Annotated in this window: 15 protein-coding genes; 6 read left to right on the plus strand and 9 right to left on the minus strand. The window is 41.0% G+C overall.

From position 1 onward, the window contains the following. Positions 1-438, minus strand: coding sequence for a MarR family winged helix-turn-helix transcriptional regulator (locus MTO98_RS22270; RefSeq protein ID WP_243481182.1), 438 nt, complete (start codon positions 436-438; stop codon positions 1-3). A 256-nt stretch (positions 439-694) separates the two neighbouring features. On the opposite strand from MTO98_RS22270, the gene MTO98_RS22275 reads away from it, so the two are divergent. Together MTO98_RS22275 and MTO98_RS22280 are read left to right on the plus strand one after the other, a co-directional pair. Continuing rightward, positions 695-1570: a glycoside hydrolase family 25 protein gene (locus tag MTO98_RS22275; RefSeq protein WP_243481183.1), complete on the plus strand. Its 876-nt coding sequence runs from the start codon at positions 695-697 to the stop codon at positions 1568-1570. A gap of 363 nt (positions 1571-1933) precedes the next feature. Continuing rightward, the gene (locus MTO98_RS22280; protein WP_243481184.1) at positions 1934-2143 is read left to right on the plus strand and encodes a hypothetical protein; all 210 of its coding nucleotides are present in this window, start codon (positions 1934-1936) and stop codon (positions 2141-2143) included. A gap of 26 nt (positions 2144-2169) precedes the next feature. On the opposite strand, the gene MTO98_RS22285 is transcribed toward MTO98_RS22280, so the two are convergent. After that, positions 2170-2538: a DoxX family protein gene (locus tag MTO98_RS22285; protein WP_243481185.1), complete on the minus strand. Its 369-nt coding sequence runs from the start codon at positions 2536-2538 to the stop codon at positions 2170-2172. Between the two features lie 95 nt (positions 2539-2633). Here MTO98_RS22285 and MTO98_RS22290 point away from each other — a divergent pair, with 95 nt between their 5' ends. Continuing rightward, positions 2634-3029 carry a helix-turn-helix domain-containing protein gene (locus MTO98_RS22290; protein ID WP_243481186.1) on the plus strand — a complete coding sequence of 132 codons (396 nt, stop codon included), beginning with the start codon at positions 2634-2636 and terminating at the stop codon, positions 3027-3029. Positions 3030-3107: 78 nt separating this feature from the next. Here MTO98_RS22290 and MTO98_RS22295 read toward each other — a convergent pair whose 3' ends face one another. From MTO98_RS22295 to MTO98_RS22305, 3 genes are all read right to left on the minus strand, one after another. Continuing rightward, positions 3108-3290 carry a hypothetical protein gene (locus MTO98_RS22295; protein ID WP_176623380.1) on the minus strand — a complete coding sequence of 61 codons (183 nt, stop codon included), beginning with the start codon at positions 3288-3290 and terminating at the stop codon, positions 3108-3110. A 79-nt stretch (positions 3291-3369) separates the two neighbouring features. Then, on the minus strand, positions 3370-3873 hold the full coding sequence (locus MTO98_RS22300) for an inorganic diphosphatase (RefSeq protein ID WP_243481187.1): 504 nt from the start codon (positions 3871-3873) through the stop codon (positions 3370-3372). Between the two features lie 12 nt (positions 3874-3885). Further along, positions 3886-4671: a mechanosensitive ion channel family protein gene (locus MTO98_RS22305; protein ID WP_243481188.1), complete on the minus strand. Its 786-nt coding sequence runs from the start codon at positions 4669-4671 to the stop codon at positions 3886-3888. A gap of 172 nt (positions 4672-4843) precedes the next feature. On the opposite strand from MTO98_RS22305, the gene MTO98_RS22310 reads away from it, so the two are divergent. Further along, a complete protein-coding gene (locus MTO98_RS22310) occupies positions 4844-7903 on the plus strand; it encodes a DUF2723 domain-containing protein (RefSeq protein ID WP_243481189.1) in 3060 nt (1019 codons plus the stop codon). A gap of 60 nt (positions 7904-7963) precedes the next feature. On the opposite strand, the gene MTO98_RS22315 is transcribed toward MTO98_RS22310, so the two are convergent. From MTO98_RS22315 to MTO98_RS22325, 3 genes are all read right to left on the minus strand, one after another. Then, entirely contained in the window at positions 7964-8866 is a 903-nt protein-coding gene (locus MTO98_RS22315; RefSeq protein WP_243481190.1) for a metallophosphoesterase, read from the minus strand. Positions 8867-9092: 226 nt separating this feature from the next. Further along, a complete protein-coding gene (locus tag MTO98_RS22320) occupies positions 9093-12179 on the minus strand; it encodes a lantibiotic dehydratase (RefSeq protein ID WP_243481191.1) in 3087 nt (1028 codons plus the stop codon). A 61-nt stretch (positions 12180-12240) separates the two neighbouring features. Beyond that, positions 12241-12387, minus strand: coding sequence for a hypothetical protein (locus MTO98_RS22325; protein ID WP_243481192.1), 147 nt, complete (start codon positions 12385-12387; stop codon positions 12241-12243). Positions 12388-12534: 147 nt separating this feature from the next. On the opposite strand from MTO98_RS22325, the gene MTO98_RS22330 reads away from it, so the two are divergent. Both MTO98_RS22330 and MTO98_RS22335 read left to right on the plus strand, forming a co-directional pair. Next, entirely contained in the window at positions 12535-13605 is a 1071-nt protein-coding gene (locus MTO98_RS22330) for a sensor histidine kinase (protein ID WP_243481193.1), read from the plus strand. Next, positions 13592-14329 carry a LytTR family DNA-binding domain-containing protein gene (locus tag MTO98_RS22335; protein WP_243481194.1) on the plus strand — a complete coding sequence of 246 codons (738 nt, stop codon included), beginning with the start codon at positions 13592-13594 and terminating at the stop codon, positions 14327-14329. The genes MTO98_RS22330 and MTO98_RS22335 overlap by 14 nt, the downstream gene beginning before the upstream one ends. 1 nt (position 14330) lies before the next feature. On the opposite strand, the gene MTO98_RS22340 is transcribed toward MTO98_RS22335, so the two are convergent. Further along, the gene (locus tag MTO98_RS22340) at positions 14331-17315 is read right to left on the minus strand and encodes a lantibiotic dehydratase (protein ID WP_243481195.1); all 2985 of its coding nucleotides are present in this window, start codon (positions 17313-17315) and stop codon (positions 14331-14333) included. Between the last annotated feature and the right edge of the window lie 35 nt (positions 17316-17350).

Raw genomic sequence — 17350 nt, forward strand, 5'->3', positions numbered from 1 at the left:
TCAATCAAAATTCACCAATTTAGCCAGCGGAACCAACCCTTTTTTTAATATCTCCTGCTCTTCGGCAGTGCAGGTAGCTTCAAGGGCCCGGTTAAGCCATTCATCTTTTTCGCTTCTTGATTTATGAATGAGATCTGTACCCTCTTCTGAAAGGGAAATGATCACTTTGCGTTTATCCAGTTCAGAAATGCGCCGTTTTATGAGTCCGAGATTAAGCAGGTTACTCAGTATTTGCGACATGGATTGTGTAGTGATCTTTTCCATGGCAGCCAACTCGTTAGGCAATATCTCATCATGCTGAAATATCAGGGCCATGGTTGACCGTTCAGTCAGGGAAAGTCTTTCGGCAGTAGCCGAAGTCCTCCTGATCTTTTTACCAAGCCGGCCTATAATAAACCGTAATTCGGAAGCCAGCTGAACCTCTTTTTCGTCGCTCATATAATTAATCAGTTAAACTTATAAGTTTACCTTACAAATATAGAAATTGTTTTGTTAAGGGAATGTAAAACCTGACCGCTGATTTTTTTGATTTCGCTGATTACGTTGATTTTGATTGGCTTACTTACTATATATCCTCCAAGGTTATTGACAATAACGTTAACCACGACATTGGCGTTAGCCATGATCATCAAAAAAATCAGCGCAATCAACGTAATCATCCCTAATCAACGGTTCGTTTTCGTAATTTTACCCCGTGCCTGCTCCTGAAAAGAAAACACCTGTAAAAAAGAAAGCGCCTGTTCGTAAAAAGCCGGTGGTAAAAGCAAAACAACAGGGGGGCTTTTCCACACAGTGGATAGTGGTCATAGGCGCATTACTGCTTATCCTGCTCTCGCCTTTTTATTACGGCTACATCTTAAAATTCGGCAGTGCCACCTGGCGATGGATAGCTGATGCCGGCGAGGATACCCGTTATCGTAAATATAAAGACTTTGCAATCCATATTCCTGATGGTTATTCGGTATATGGCATAGATGTGTCCTCATACCAGGGGCGGATCAACTGGAAACAGGTAAAAGCCATGCGCGAGGGAGATGTTCATGTAAGCTTTGCGTTTATTAAAGCTACAGAAGGCGTATTAAGCGTGGACCCATATTTTCAGCGTAACTGGCGCGAAGCTCCTAAAGCGGGGATCATGTGCGGTGCTTATCACTTTTTTCTTCCGCAAAAAAGCGGCGTATGGCAGGCTAAATTTTTCCTGCAAACGGTAAAGACAGAGAAGGGTGATTTGCCCATGGTGGTTGACATAGAGAGGTTATATCGTACCAGCCCCGAAAAAATGCGGGAACAATTAGAAAGTTTTATCAAAACTATTGAAACACGTACGGGAATCAAACCCATCATCTATACCAACCTTAAATTTTACCAGGATTACCTGGAGGGTTATTTTGACGGGTACACTCTTTGGATTGCGCATTACTATCAACCCAAGCTGCTGGTATCAAATAAAACTAACTGGAAATTCTGGCAGCACTCGGATAAAGCCCACGTTAACGGCATTAACCATGTTGTGGATTTTAATGTTTTTAAAGGAGATAGCACGGAGTTTGAGAAATTGCTGGTGCCGTAAGAAAATAAACTTATTTAGTTGATTACCGCTTATCGATTTTGGCTAAAGCCGATTGTCTGTTTGTACTTTAACAGTCGGTTAAAACCGACGGCAATGAAATTTGCAAATCTTCAAAAAACATTTACCTGGATAAGTATTACTTTACCTTAAGATGTAAATACGGACCATTTTAATAATTAGATATATAGTAAAATTGCTACAAAATAAAGGCTTCATTGCCGTCGGTTTTAACCAACGGATGTATTTAGAAACCAGAGGGGGCTTTAGCCAAAATCGCCCCGGCTTAAGCAGCAAATCAATCGGTAAAGGTCCTTTTCTAACTCAATAAACCTTTATATTGAGTTTCCTCATAAAGAAACATTAATGACGCATAAAAGAAAAATAGCTTTATCATTTCGCCATGTTCTTAAAGAAGATGAAGATCATCCTGATGTAGAATTTTGGCTAAGTAAAAGTCCTTCGGAACGACTGGCGGAAGTAGTCCGTTTGAGGTGGTTATATTTCACTTCATCTGGTAAAACCTTTCCGTGCAAAATTGAAAAAGTTATTTTTAGAAGAAAGCTATTCTCTTAAAATCGCTTCTATCCAGTCCAATGATGCTATTTACCCGACCCTGTTCTTTTATAGTATAAAAAATACGATCCTCCCAAAACAGCCAAAAACACCAACGGCATAACACGGTTAGCTATCGGGTCGCCGGATACGGTATGCGCTATGAAAGCCGATACAAAAACTATGGCAAATCCCGCATAGGCCCATTCTTTTAGTCTCGCGCCTGCAGGTGCCAACAATACTATGGCTCCAATAAGTTTGGCTATTGCCAGTTCAATCCTGAAGTAATCGGGAAAGCCCAAATGATGAAAGGCAGCAGCCATTTCGGGTTTTGTTAAGTATGAATAGCATGAAAAAGCCATCATTAATGCTACAATGGCTGTCAATACCCAGTAAAAAATCTTAGTAGTTTTCATTTGTTATTATTTGTTTTGCCCCAAACTTAGCTACCTTTGCTATCAAAAAGATACTACTATCCTAAAGGATACCGGTATCGTTAAGGATAGCGAGTATGAACAACGGACAAATCATCCACAATAAAGAGGCCTGCAATGCAGCGGTAAACGCAGTACGCGATACGCTTTATGTAGTAAACGGTAAATGGAAATTATTGATGCTGGTAAGCCTGATGACCGGCCCTAAAAGATTTAAAGAACTCCAGCGCGATATGGAGAGCATTACTCCCAAAGTACTCTCCAAAGAGTTAAGGGATTTGGAATTAAATGGTTTTATTAAAAGGACTGTTTACGATACCACCCCGGTAACTGTCATTTACGAACGCACCGAATACGCCAATTCTTTAAGTAATGTTATTAACGAGATGCGCGAATGGGGTATAAAACACAGGGAACATATTAAACAAATGAGCCGGGATGAGGCGGAAGCCAGAAAGGCCTTGGTGGTTTAAGTTATTTAGCCCGCAAGGCTGTTCAATACAAAGCGCCTTTACCTGGTAAGTAAAGGCGCTTTGTATTGAATACCAATATTACGCTTTTTTCCTTTCGGGATGATGAGCACTGTCCCGGCTTGATGTTTGATCAGAACGTTGCCCGCCCGCATTACTGATGCCCTTTTGTTTTTGAGCATCATTGTGGTTAGTAAAGGCACGGTCGGCAGTTGGTTTACCTTGCGCGTTAGCGTTATTCTTAAAATCCTGTTGACCTTTCATAATGGTATGTTTAAATTCAACAATGGTTATTTAATAAATACAAGCAACAGGCAATTGAGTTTTATAAAATCCTTTTAAACTACCCGGCTTCTGTGGTAGCGTTAACAACAAGCTCCATAGCCCCCTCGGCACCAAGGCGTTCTATCAGCTTAAACTCTTTAGATTCGAGGCGGCTGTAATTGGTGAAAAATGCCTCTATCTGATCTACCAAACTGGGCGGCAACTGCGCGGCATCATGCAAACCGGTAAAAATTTTTGACACCTCCGGCACCGCCAAAAATCTGTCGTTCCGGTAAGGATGCCCGTCATGATCATCTTGTTCTACCTTAAACGTCCCTATTAACCGGCAGTCTATCACGCATCCCGGAAAAGTACCTATCTCAGATATTACAAGCACATCCAGCGGGTCGCCGTCACCACCAAGAGTATTGGGTATAAAACCAAAATCAAACGGGAAAACCATTCCCGCCGGCAGCAGTTTTTTAAGCCTGAACTGGTTTGTAGCAGCATCGTAATTATACTTATGCCCGCTGCCCCTTGGCGTTTCAACAATTACCGTGACCCTGTTTTCTAAACCTTCCATATTGTATATGTTTTATAAGCCGGGAATTTTTATTCCTGCCGTTTTTATATCCTGCAAAATATTTTCCTGAACAGCCAGCTTTGTATCCTGAAAACCATGTGCATGAACCCAAACGTTTACCCCTACCCGGTAGCCGTCCGGATCTAACCCGGCAACGCCTATCCTGCGGTTCGGTGATTCTAATATATTTTTTGATTTATCAATAGCTGCATTAATAACCGATTTCACCTGATTAAAATCAATATTATTGGCAAACTTCAATTCAATGTCCAGCCGGCGGGTACCCTCCCTGCTAATGTTAATGATCACTTCGTTTGATAGTTTACTGTTTGGTATAATAACTATCCTGTTATCAAATGTTTTAACAACGGTATAAAAGATCTGGATGGCGGTAACCGTTCCTTCAAGGCCCTGCGCTATAATGTTATCGCCAACAACAAAGGGTTTGAGCAAAAGAATGAGCACACCGCTGGCAAAGTTTTGCAATGTACCCGAAAGTGCCAGACCGGCCGCCACACCAAAAGCACCTACAAGCGCTGTAAATAAGGTAATAGGCACGCCCATGATCTGCACAACCCCTAATATCAGCAGCACACGTAGTACAACTCCTACAAGGCTTTGCAAAAATGGCTTTATTGTAGGATCTATTTCTTTTTTTTGCATATGGCCCTGCCACCATTTCAGCAGCAAATTAATAAGCCATAAACCAATAAATAAAACCACCAGGCCTATTAAAAAACTGGGAGCATAGCGTATTACCCATATATAAACCTGGTCATAAAACTTCTCTATCTTCATAACATAAACGTTAAGCTTCCGAATAAAAAACAACTAAAGCTTAACGTATATTTAAGGGAAGGGTTTGTTTTAACATCCATTTAACACTTCGCCTCTCCAAGTGTTAACAAATGTTAAAAGTGTTAAATTTCAACACGTTACCACTTTCAAGCCTTAATTTAGTGTTAACTATTTGAAAAAACTTTTACACTTTATCATGAGCTACAACAAGATCAACAACCTTTTAGGCTGGCTTTGTTTTACCCTTGCATCCTTAACTTACATACTTACTTTAGAGCCATCTGTAAGTTTTTGGGATTGCGGCGAATTTATTTCCTGCGCCTATAAACTCCAGGTATCTCATCAACCCGGCTATCCGCTTTTTGCCATGATAGGCAAAGCTTTCTCCCTGCTTTCTATGGGCGATAGCACAAAAGTTGCCTACTTCACTAACCTTGGCTCGGCATTGGCCAGCGGTGCTACAATCATGTTTTTATTTTGGAGCATAACCGCCCTTGCCAAAAAATTGCTTGCTATAAAACATACCCCTGTTAACAAAACCCAAACCTTACAAATAATGGGTGCCGGTTTAACCGGCGCCCTCGCATTTACCTTTACCGATACGTTTTGGTTTTCGGCAGTTGAAACTATCGTTTTTGCATGGTCATCATTGTGTACCGCTTTGGTATTCTGGGCCATTTTAAAATGGGATGCCGTTGCCGATGAACCTCGCGCCGACAGGTGGCTGGTTTTTATAGCTTATGTAATAGGCCTCTCTATTGGTATTCACCTGCTTAATTTATTAACCATACCGGCTTTGGTAATGGTTTATTATTTCCGCAGGCACAAAAACATCAATGTTAAAAGCGGCCTTTTAGCATTCGCCATCAGCATTTTGATTTTGGCTTTTGTACAGTTTGGAATCAGGGGGTACACTATAGGGCTCGCCGCCCGGTTTGATCTGTATTTTGTGAACAGCCTCGGCCTTGGCTTTGGCAGCGGCGCGTTGTTCTTTTTCTTGCTGATCATCGGCTTACTTATTGCCGGTATCCGCTACAGCATCCGCAAGCAGAAACACTTTTTAAATGTAAGCTTGCTTTGCATTGTATTTGTTTACTTTGGTTACAGTTCCTTTGTTTATATCCCTATCAGGGCATCGGCAGGCACCAACCTCAACAACTCGCACCCAAGCGATGCCTTTACCATGTATGAATATCTTAACCGCACCCAGTACGGCGAAACACCTTTGCTTAAAGGCCCCTTATTTGATGCCAAAATAACCGACGTTACCGACGGCACACCACTTTACCGCAAAGGCAAAAAGCAGTATGAGGTAGCCTACAACAAGCCTAATTATATTTATGACCACACCAGCATTTTACCCCGCATGTGGTCGACAGAAGAGAATACTACCTATGCCCAGGACGCTCAGTTTTACCGCGATTGGCTTCAAATGAGCGACAATGCAGCCCCTACCTTTTCGGATAATTTAAGGTGGATGTTCAGCTGGCAAATGTACCAGATGTACTGGCGCTATTTTATGTGGAACTTTGTTGGCCGCTACAGCGACGACGATATGGAAGGGCAAACCAACATGAACGGTATTGGCGGCAACTGGACATCGGGTTTGTTCAACAATACTGCTAATACACCAAAATTCATATTAAACAACGTTACTTATACGCCGCTTTACGCCCTGCCTTTAGTTGTTGGTTTACTGGGAATGCTTTACCATTTCAAGAAAAGGAAAAAGGACGCTTTAGTGATCACACTGCTATTCTTTTTTACCGGCCTGGCAATTGTTTTATATGTTAATCAGCCATCAGTGCAACCGCGCGAACGTGATTATTCCTATGTCGGTTCGTTTTATGCCTTCGCCATTTGGATTGGGTTGGGGTTAATCGCACTGATTGACCTGATACCCAAAAAGATCAACCCGCGGTTTGCAACAATTGGTGCCTTTGTTATCTGCACCATTATTGGCCCTGTTTTGCTGGCCAGTAAAGAGTGGAAAAACCACGACCGCTCAACCAAAATGGCGGCGCATGATATGGCTTACAACTACCTGATGTCCTGCCCTAAAAATGCCATTTTATTTGATTTGGGAGATAATGACACGTACTCGCTATGGTATGATCAGGAAGTTGAAAACATTCGCCCCGATGTGCGCATTGTGAACCTGAGCCTGCTAAGTGCCGACTGGTCGGTAAGGCAAATGCAGCGCAAAATAAACCAGGCCGATGCCCTGCCCATAACCATGAACTTTGATAAATACAAATTGGGTACCCGCGACGTGATCAGGTATAATGATGCTAAAATACCCGGCTATACAGATGTGAAGGATATATTTGATTTTATTACCTCAGATGATAAACGCACACACGTTGAATACACCAACGGAACTACCGAAAACTATTTACCAACTAAAAACTTCAAACTGGCAGTTAATGCAAACGATGTGATGAAAAACAAGGTCATCACGCCCGAACAAAAAGGCTTGCTTACGGATACCATAAAATGGAAGTTTCCACCGGCGTATATCACCAAAGAAAACCTTGCAATGATCGATATATTAGCCCACAACGATTGGAAACGCCCTATTTGCTTTACAACCTCTATCAGTCCGTCAAGCATGATAGGTTTGCAGCCTTATTTGTACCAGGAAGGTTTTGCCTACCGTTTACTGCCTTTCAAAACTGATTCATCCCTGGCCGACCAGCTTTCAAAAACAAACAGCCTGGTGATGTACAGCAACGTAATGAACAAATTTAAGTTCGGCAATTTTAAAACAGCCAGATATCTCGATCAGCAGTCAACCCAGGTATTTTATCCGCAGTTGGTATCAACTTTTTCCGATCTGTCGGCAGGGTTGTTAAAAGATGGCCATCCAAAGCTTGCCCTTAACGCGCTGCATAAATATGAAGAGGTGATGCCCGATATTAACCCTAACTTCATGGCAGTACAAAGCAAAATAACCATGGCTGATACTTCCTATAAGCTTGATTATCCTAAACTGGGCGATAAGCTCATCAAAAGTGTTAACGGCTATCTGACCGATAAGCTTGATTACAATTATCACCAATTGCAAAAGGATACAGGCAGATTAAGCCCGCGCGACGTACAGATCAGCATGTCGTTGTTGAATAACATGGTTGCCGTTACACATAACAGTAATCAAAAGGAGTTAAGCGGCAGGTTACTTGCACAGCTTAACGATTACGCCGATAAGTTTAAAAGTATTCTCCAGCTCTAAACAACCAACATATATATGCTATGGGGCGGGCTACTTGATTTAGTCCGCCCCTTTTTTATTTTAATAGTTTACGTATTTCTCTTCGAAGGTACCATCGGCATACAGATCAATTAAACCATAGCCTGGTGCTGTTTCGCGGCGGTTGCCCTCCCACCATGCTCCGGAAACAGCGCCATTGCACAAATAGGTAACATTGTTATAAACTACCTTATCGCGCATGTGCAAGTGCCCGCTCAGGCATAGTTTTACGTTGGGGTGTTGGTAAAACAGGTTGATGATCTTAGCGGTATCGGTATGCATATCGCCGCCAAGCATTGTCCACTTGTTTACAATATCATCCTCTATCATCAATAAAGCAGTAAGTATTGGTATGTGCGACATAACCATTACCGGCATATTGGCATCAGTAGCTTTTAACTCGTCACTAAGCCAGTTAAGTTGCTCATCGCCAAGCTTACCTATGTACCAGGTATTATCAATATCTAAATGCACGCTGTCAAGCGCTATGATCTTCCAGCCATTTTTAACCATGCTGTAATAGGGCTTTACAAGCTGCAGCTTATCAAGGGCGTATTTTTTTCCGTAGATGGCCTGTCCCTTGTCATCTTCATACCACCAGATATCATGGTTACCTAAACAATAATGCACAGGCAGGCTGCATTCATTTTTCATAATGTTTTGCACCAGCTTCCATTGGTCATTAATGGTGCCAATGTTTTCCTTGTTCATGTCAAAAACAATATCCCCCCCGTTTAACACCATATCAACTTTGGGTGACTGCTGCTGCAGGTGGTGCAGGCACCGGGTAAACCTGGCCGGCGCATCAAACTTATCTTTTAGGTGTACATCGGTAATATGGGCTATCCGCAGCGATGGCTTTGCTGGTACAGTTGTTTTGCCAAGGGCCAGTGAGGGTGCCAATAGCAGGCCGCCTATATTTTTTAATGCTGATCTTCTTTCCATATTATAAAATTTGCCAGTAAAATCCGGGGCAATTGCAGCATCAAAAATACATTTATAATATTGTCGGGATAACCGAATTTCTGTTAAACTTTTATTAAGAATAACTAATGCAAATCTTCAGAAAAACAAAAAGCTTTCTATTAAAAGAAAGCTTAATGCGATTTGTGTAGGGAAGGTTAAGTATTGTTAAGTTATTTATTATTTGCAGCTATGGCCTGCTTGCTATTTATTCACCTGCAGCTCCGGCAACATATTTGGTTGCATAGTCCGCTTCCTTATTTTGCAATACAGATTTATAATAAAGCAGCAGAAAATCATATACACCTAATTCGTGAACCTGCTGCCTGATCTTAAACAGGCGGTTCATACTCATTTGCACAAGGCTTACCAAAAGCAGGTACAGATCCAGCGGTACAGTGCCTGATGAAACAAGTTCAGCAATCAGTAAGGTTGCCGGCCTGTTATTTAAACTCCGGTACCGCAGCAAATCGTCGCCTATGATTACAGCGCCTTCGGCAAAAAGCCCTTCAACTTTGTTACGGTAATGCCTGTACTTAAATGTGAGTTGTTTAGAAAACAGGTTTTCATCATTAATATCTGTATGTGACGATGCCGCAAGCAATTCCATAAACTCCACTTTTTGCGTAAGATGGAAGTCAAAATCATTCAAAAGCCTGTCAATTGACAATAGGCCCCAAAGCCACCTTGCCTCTTCAAAATTTTCGGTCATATCGGCTCTTGATATGAGGCTGGCTATAGCAAGGCTATCGTTAAAAAACAATTGCTCAACAAGCTCAATTGATGCTTCTCCATACCGCTCCAGCTCGCGCTCGTAGGTATCAAACTGTACTTTCCAAATCTGTTTAGATTTAATGAGAGCCGAAAATGTATTATTAATACTTTGAATTACCCTGCCCAGTGCAAATACCGAAGCCAGGTGCACCCTAAAACGTACATGAGGCTCAGGGTCGGCATACCGTATATAAAACCACTGGTCTATCAGGTCTTCATGATAAAGCTTTTTGCTTAGCTGTATCAGCTCATTTCCAATTATTTGCTCGGCAGTATTAACGCCGCAATATAGTTTCACATACAGCCATTCATCGCCCGGAAAAAACTGGCGTTTGGCCGCATTTGTACTAAGCGGCACCATGCCCGCATATGTACCGGGGGCTTTTTCACCCCGCTTTAAAACAGCAACAAACTGGTTACCGATAAGCTTTTCATCCTTCTTTTTAAGAACAATATTATTGCGTTCGCCTATATATTCCTTTAAAATAATCTCCTTCTTTTTTTTGCAGGATGATAGCCAGGCAGCAACCTCAAGCCTGCTGGCGGTGTGTACTACCAATTCATTGTCGGTATCTGTAAAAACAAATGCTTCGGGTAAATCCCAATATTTAACAAAACGGCCCCATGCCTCATCATAATCAACAGCCAGCTCTTTTAACAGTTGTTGTAAATTGGCATTGGTCATGTACCATGTTTTTAAAGCTAATATTACGCCTTCGTACACAACCCTCGGGGTTTTAGTCACTCCAAGTTCGGGTAAAATATCCAGGTTAAAACCAAGTTGATATTTTGAATCCTGGCATTGCAAATCGGCCAGAAACTGGTATGCAGTTAAGGCTGTCATGCCATAATTATATGCAGTATTTAAACGGGGGATGATCCGTTTGCCCAGTTTGGCAGAGCGCAGTATAACGTTGTTCCCTTTAACAGACACCAGTAAATCTGTTAAATTAACTTCCTGGCCGGCCCCATTTGCCAGTGTTTGCAACTGGTGGTTTCTGTAGGGACCAGAAGTAAAGTTCCCCAGGCAATCATCCGGAGTGTGTACAATTTCGGCAACTATTGCCGGTTCATACACACGTGCTTCAGTTTCTGAAATCTCATTCAGGATTTGGCCAAAATTACTTTCATTACTGGCCAACCGGCCAAGCATCACAGTACCCGCAGGCCAACCGCAATGTTCAAGATAAAGTAAAGGGTCATTATGGCCCGAAACGCGGAAAACTACCGAAAAACTCGGCGGCAATTCGTCGTCATTGATCTTAATATTGTCAAACTGCGACTTTTCTATATTAATGATATCCTGTCCCGGATTATTGACAATCTGCCCGATAAGCCATTTTACAGCACTGGTATATTGCGGATCCTTATCATCTGTTTTAGAACCAGCCGGCTCCGAATAACGCTTTACCGGGTAGCCAATGCCTTTTTCAGGATCAAGCACATCCTTTAGCGGGATTTCCTGCTCATGATAGCGGTCGCTGAAACGCTTTATAAAGGTTTTTAAATTTTCGCTTTGATACCTGGGGCTGATCCGGTTAAGCATATCAATTGCATCAAGCAATTTATCAGCATATGCTTTATCAAGCGTAGCTGAAGCTCCCTGTCTAAAATAATCAACCTGCAACAGCGTCCCCTGTGAGGCCTCACCTGTCAAATCTTTCAAAATCATAGCAACCTTGTTATTTTTTATAATTACACTATCAGTGCTGCTCAGCACCTGCTTAATGGCATTTAGTTTTGATAAATAGCTTTGCGCTGTTATGCTCTTATTTGCTAACCGGGCAAAAATCCCAATGGTATGGTCAAGGTATTCTTCGCCATCGGCACGGGGTTCAAGCTCGCTCCACAAAATCCTGTCTTCAATAAGTTTGTTCAAAAAAATGGCAGCATCTTCCTCTTTTTTTCCAAGGGCTTGCACTATAAATGAACTTATTGAACTATATGGCCTGCTACTTTCGCAAAACCTGATAACCTCCCGCAGCTCGTCAGATGTCCTTACCGGCGATGCTTTATATTTACCATGATTTAAAGCCTGATGATCAATTTTGCGATAGGCCCCGTTAAAAGCATACAGCGTTTTACTAACACTAAAGCTTAACATGTTGCGTATAGCCCCATCATTTGTTAAATGACGGTTTATATTAATTGCTGCCGCCACATTGAGCCTTACATACAGGTATTCAATACCAAGCTGCAAATCTGTAGTATCGCCCCAGCTAACGGGAGCGCAACCGGCAAATAACCCCAATGGGCTTGTGCCGGTTGCGCTTCTGTTGATAAATTTGGCAAGGGTTATTTCAAGCTTCTCCCTTTTCTTTGCTTCGCTAATGTCATCTATATGCAAAACCGCATCGTATAAATCCTTAGACGTGAGCCAAAGTGCCTGCATAAACAGTTCATCTTTAGCAAACTGCTTAATAACTTCCTTATCAATTGGCTTTACACAATTAAAAGAAGGAAACCTGAGCACCAGGCCCGACGAAAATTTATACTGCCCGGAAAGCTTTGCTGTTTTCATTATAATTGCTGTTAGCTATAACTATTAATGCACATACATTACATTCCCGCAACTAAACAGATTAAAAGCCCGTTGTAGTGGCCATTGTATCTGTAGTTGGATATGTAGGAGTAACATTTTTAACAGATTGGTTATTTACTGCCCTGTTTAAAACCTGTACTTGTTTAATTTGAATTTTTGGTAGCGAGGCTTTGTTATGATTTTTCATAATTTTAATTTTTATTGGTTACTAAATGGATGTTGATTAGCCGTTAATTGAAATAAATGTGGCTAATGCACGTCTGGAGAGGAAAATTTTAGTACCAATGCCCCGTTCTGAATGACCAAAACCGCTATACGCAGGGACAAAAAAATTATGAGTTTAAGTTTTACGTTAAATAATACCCGGTTAAAAACAGTAAGCTGGCATGTGCTTTTCTGGCTTATTTATATACTTTATGAAGAGGCGTTGGTTCTTTACGCCAGGCAGCCCCCAGAAATTTTGGGCACCGTCTACTCGTTCATCATCAACGCGCTGGTATTTTATAACTTTTGGCGGTGTATCAGGTATTTAACAAAAAGGATAAAGAACATCTTTGTGATGGTATTGGCAATATTAGTTGCCGCCTCAGTTATTGTTGCGATAACTGTTTTTGTTAAGATCCTGGGCGATGCTATCATTTTAAATGTCAGTTTTAAGGCGCATGCAACCCCTTATCGCAGGATGGCCCTGGTTGTACGGACATTTTATTTTGGGGGGATGGGCGCAGCTTATGGTTTTGCCAAAGAAGTGATTCAAAAAGAACGGGAAGCGGCCCATATGGTTGAGCAGCAACAAATACTTGAGAAAAAAGCGCTTCAGGCCGAATTGAATGTTATTAAATCGCAAATCAACCCTCATTTCGTGTTTAATACCCTCGGGTTTTTATATGCCGAAACCTATAAAAAACTCCCCGAAGTTGGACAGTCGATCATTACGCTGTCGAACATTATGAGGTATGCCTTAACAAAAAATGAGGATGGTTTCAGCAGTCTTGAAAATGAACTGGCCTACATTAAAGATTTTATAAAAATTCATGAAAGCCGCAGCAAGGCTTTTTTTATGACGATAAGTATCGAAACCGGTAACATTTCGTATAAGGTTGTGTCGTTGGTTTTAATTACCCTCATCGAAAACATGTTTAAGCATGGTATTTTTAATCAAAGCACAAAAGAAGCAACTTTGAGTATTGCTGTTAAAGACGGGAAACTGCACTTTTATTCGCTTAATTATAAAAACAATAACAGCGTTAACAAAGTACAATCCAACGGGATAGGGTTAAATTACATTCGCGAAAGGTTAACAGATGAGTATGGCGCGGATGGGTATGAACTATTAATAGATGAAACGCATAACAGTTATGAATGTAAACTTACTATGCCTTTAAAATATCATGAAAGTAATTAATTGTATTATAGTTGAGGATGAGCCTTATGCCATTGATATTCTAAGCGATTTTATATCAAAAGTGCCCTTTATTAATCTTACCGAAACGTTTACAAATCCTATTGAGGCTTTATTATATTTAAAAGAATCGGCAACCGATCTTATTTTTCTTGATATAAATATGCCCGAACTTTCTGGTATCGATCTGATAAAAATGCTCCCCAAAAGTACTGAGATCATCATAACCTCTGCCTTTAGTGAATTTGCGCTGGCTGGGTTTGAGAACAACGTGCTTGACTATCTGCTTAAACCCTTCGCCTTCGACAGGTTTTTACAGGCTTCACAAAAAGCCCTTGATAAACTCATACTGCTTTCGGTAAACAAGCCTGCGCCGGTAATTGACCTGCAGCCTAAGCCCGACTCATTTTATTTAAAAACCGACCACGGCAAAATTGTACGCATTAATTTTGAGGATATCATTTATATAGAAGGACTTAAAAACTACTGTTCGGTTTTTACAGAAACTGAAAGGCATATCTCGCTGGTAAGCATGAAAACCCTGGTTGATACCCTGCCCCAGGAAAATTTTGCACGAACCCATAAATCATATATTATTGCTTTAAAACGCATTAAAGCCATTGATGGCAATATGGTGATCTTTGATAAGATCAAAGAAAAAATACCCATAGGGGTTACTTACCGCGACAGTTTTTTTGCCTTGCTTAATAATAAAATGTTTAAATAAGTTATGCTTTGCCTTTGCGGGCTTTTTCTGATTTAAGGAATTTTAGCAGCAAACCGTACAGGATATATTCATGCAGGCGCTGCCGGTTACTGAAATAGCGGTTAACTGCCATGTGGATCACACTGCTCAAAAACTTCGCATTCCAGTTGATACTGTATCTTTGCAATAGCAGTTGTACCTGTTTTCTTTTTTGCTGAAGCAAATCATCATATGCCAAAAGCAGGCTATTTAAACTGCCATGATATTTTCGGTATAATTGATCAATCTGTATTTTAACTGCCTTATCATCAAATTCGGCAAAAAAGTAAGCTTGCTGTCTTTCAACAAATTGCAGCTGATCATTTATATCTGTACTCATCATGTTTAAGTAATCTTTGATCAGCCAAAATATCAGGAGCCAGTCTTCAGTATCGTAGCGGTTACTTTCAAGCAACCTGAATACATTACAGCAAAACGAGGTTTCAATACAGAAAAGGCCTTCGGCCTGTTCAATCTGTTGGCCATAGCGTTCAAGCTCCCTCACATAGGTATCAAGTTGTACCACATGAACCTGCCCGCTTATCAAAAATGGCGACAATACTTCGCGTACAGCCATGTAAACGTCCTGAAAATCAATCTCACTAAGCAAGTTAATCCTAACCCGGATATGATTATCGGGATCATTGTACCTGATAAAAAACCATTGCTTTATTTTAACAGCTCCCGAATAGTTTAACAGCTCATCAAGCTTTAACAGTACTTCATTAGCAATATTACTGCTTAAGTATAGCTTTATAAACAACCATTCACTGCCCGGGAAAAAATTACGCTGAAGAGTATTCTCAATATATTGAAAATACTGGGGCCTCAAAGGCCGGTCGAAATGAAAGGGTGCAACAAACTGGTGCATGTAAGGAGCGCCGTCCGCATCCTTTACAATGGCCTCATGCTCAAAGTGAATACATTCAGACAAGGTCAAAACTGGCAGCTGCCTTGCAATTTCCTTTGCAAGCACCTGTATACTAATTTCATTTGCTGTATCTATCAGTAATTCGTTATCGCCTTTTATAATATAAAACTTATCCGGCAGCAACCACTCAATCCTGAAACTGCTAAACAAATCGCCAAATTTATCGATAGATTTTTCGGCTTTACAAAGCTCGGCTAATATAGCAGGCGTAAATTTCCATGTTGCCCTGTGCAGGATAACGCCAAAGCTGGTTTCAACACGCGGAAAAAATACAAAATCGGTTGATAAGGCCCCCCAGTTAAAACTTAAACCGCCATTGCCCCGCTGGTGCTGGATATCGCACAAAAAAGTGTAAATAGGATGTTGTGACCTGTTATAGTTATAAGCACTGCTTAACCGCGGAATCACCTCCCGCTGGTGTTTTTTTGAAAACAATTTAAACACACCTTGCTCAAGCTTTATATAAATATCATCAAGCTTCAAAACCGAACTGCCCTTGGCATCATCAATATAAGCCAGTTCATGAGGCCAGAACGTTGGATGCATCATAACATTCAGCATCCTTTCTTCGGGCATGTGAATTACTTCGGCAAACATGGCTTCGGGGCAATTGGCCGTTTCCTTTGCAGCTATCGCCAAACCTGTTTCATATATTTCGGTATCACCCGCTGCAAACCGCGCAATCATGGTTAATGCACCCGGGCCTGTTACCTTTTCAAGATATAACACATCATTTTCAAAAAGCTGAAAAAGCGCGCACATGGAAAACGGCAAATTATCGGTACTGCGCTCCTTTATGAAATTATCGGGCAAAACCACCTTGTATTGCTTTTCAATTTTAGCATGGTTTAACAGGTTGAGCATCTTAAAATCTATCTCAGTGTAATCTACCAGTGAAGGCGCGGCTTCGCTGGTGCTATACAGGCCTTCCGTAAAAAGGGTTTCATGCTCAAACCATTGCCCATACTCAATGCCTGTATCAGTATCAAATGCCTCCAGCAGCGGCACGCTTTGTTCTTCATACCTTTTTCTGAACCTGCCTTTAAACTGCTCAATCCTTTTATTAGATATTGGGGTACAAAGGTTATTAAGTAAAATAATACTTTTAGTTATTTTTAATTGTAAGGCCTGGTTAAGTTGCCGGTCTTCCAGTTGGTTAAACCTGGTTATGTGTACCTGATCTTTTAGTTCCCTGCCGGTTATATAATTGGCAATTTGCTCAATAGCAGCATAAAAGGAAAACCAATTTGAATTTTCGGCACCATCAGCATTAATTTCAGTAAGCAAACCAATTAATTGGTTTACAGTATCGCTTAAATCTGCATCATCTGTTTTTTGCAAAAACAGCGGAAAGTCATATCCTATTGCCGGTTCAAATGCAGGTTTAAATAACTGCCCCTCAATAAGGTCATCAATAAAAGAAAGAAAATCATCTGTTTCAAAATCCGGAAATTCTTCAAGTAACTGAAGTTTATTCCAAACTTTTTCGCCGGCAACAGCAATCACATCATCAAGCACTTCATTACAGGCAATAGCACTAACCTGATAAACCCGCTGATCATCAACTGTTTGATAGGTAATAAAACGCCAATCGCCGCCAACTTTATAAAGCGTATTATTAAGCTTATATCCTGCCGATAATTGATTGGCATTTTCAATTTGCCGGGCAAGCGAAAAACTCACCACAGCATCGGGCACCGCATATTTCCTGAATTTTGCCGATAGCTTTACTTTGTTAGCCTGGCCCCAGTAAACTGATGAACAACCTGCAAACAAACCAAACGGTGTAGCCCGGTTTGTCATACGGGCCATATATTTATAAAAGCTTGAAATTAATTGGGTTTCTTTAGCATGCGCTTGCTGATCATTTGAAAACAGCGCGTCGAGCTCATTATAAAGCGACTTGCTTGCTATATAAATACTTTCCTTTATTAACCTGTTATTCCATAATATAAGCAAGTTATTTTTACTGAGCTTTTGTTTGTATGACAAAGCAGCCGAGCGTAAAATCAAACCGTTAATAAAAACAACTTTCATGTATATAAAAGGCAAGGTTCCGTATATAAACAGCA

It is taken from the genome of Mucilaginibacter sp. SMC90 (assembly GCF_022811725.1).
Lineage (GTDB): Bacteria > Bacteroidota > Bacteroidia > Sphingobacteriales > Sphingobacteriaceae > Mucilaginibacter.

Coding starts and splice junctions, on each gene's coding strand:
- MTO98_RS22270 (WP_243481182.1), bottom strand. CDS start 438: ATGAGCGACGAAAAAGAGGTTCAGCTGGCTTCCGAATTACGGTTTATT.
- MTO98_RS22280 (WP_243481184.1), top strand. CDS start 1,934: ATGACGCATAAAAGAAAAATAGCTTTATCATTTCGCCATGTTCTTAAA.
- MTO98_RS22285 (WP_243481185.1), bottom strand. CDS start 2,538: ATGAAAACTACTAAGATTTTTTACTGGGTATTGACAGCCATTGTAGCA.
- MTO98_RS22290 (WP_243481186.1), top strand. CDS start 2,634: ATGAACAACGGACAAATCATCCACAATAAAGAGGCCTGCAATGCAGCG.
- MTO98_RS22295 (WP_176623380.1), bottom strand. CDS start 3,290: ATGAAAGGTCAACAGGATTTTAAGAATAACGCTAACGCGCAAGGTAAA.
- MTO98_RS22300 (WP_243481187.1), bottom strand. CDS start 3,873: ATGGAAGGTTTAGAAAACAGGGTCACGGTAATTGTTGAAACGCCAAGG.
- MTO98_RS22305 (WP_243481188.1), bottom strand. CDS start 4,671: ATGAAGATAGAGAAGTTTTATGACCAGGTTTATATATGGGTAATACGC.
- MTO98_RS22315 (WP_243481190.1), bottom strand. CDS start 8,866: ATGGAAAGAAGATCAGCATTAAAAAATATAGGCGGCCTGCTATTGGCA.
- MTO98_RS22320 (WP_243481191.1), bottom strand. CDS start 12,179: ATGAAAACAGCAAAGCTTTCCGGGCAGTATAAATTTTCGTCGGGCCTG.
- MTO98_RS22325 (WP_243481192.1), bottom strand. CDS start 12,387: ATGAAAAATCATAACAAAGCCTCGCTACCAAAAATTCAAATTAAACAA.
- MTO98_RS22330 (WP_243481193.1), top strand. CDS start 12,535: ATGAGTTTAAGTTTTACGTTAAATAATACCCGGTTAAAAACAGTAAGC.
- MTO98_RS22335 (WP_243481194.1), top strand. CDS start 13,592: ATGAAAGTAATTAATTGTATTATAGTTGAGGATGAGCCTTATGCCATT.
- MTO98_RS22340 (WP_243481195.1), bottom strand. CDS start 17,315: ATGAAAGTTGTTTTTATTAACGGTTTGATTTTACGCTCGGCTGCTTTG.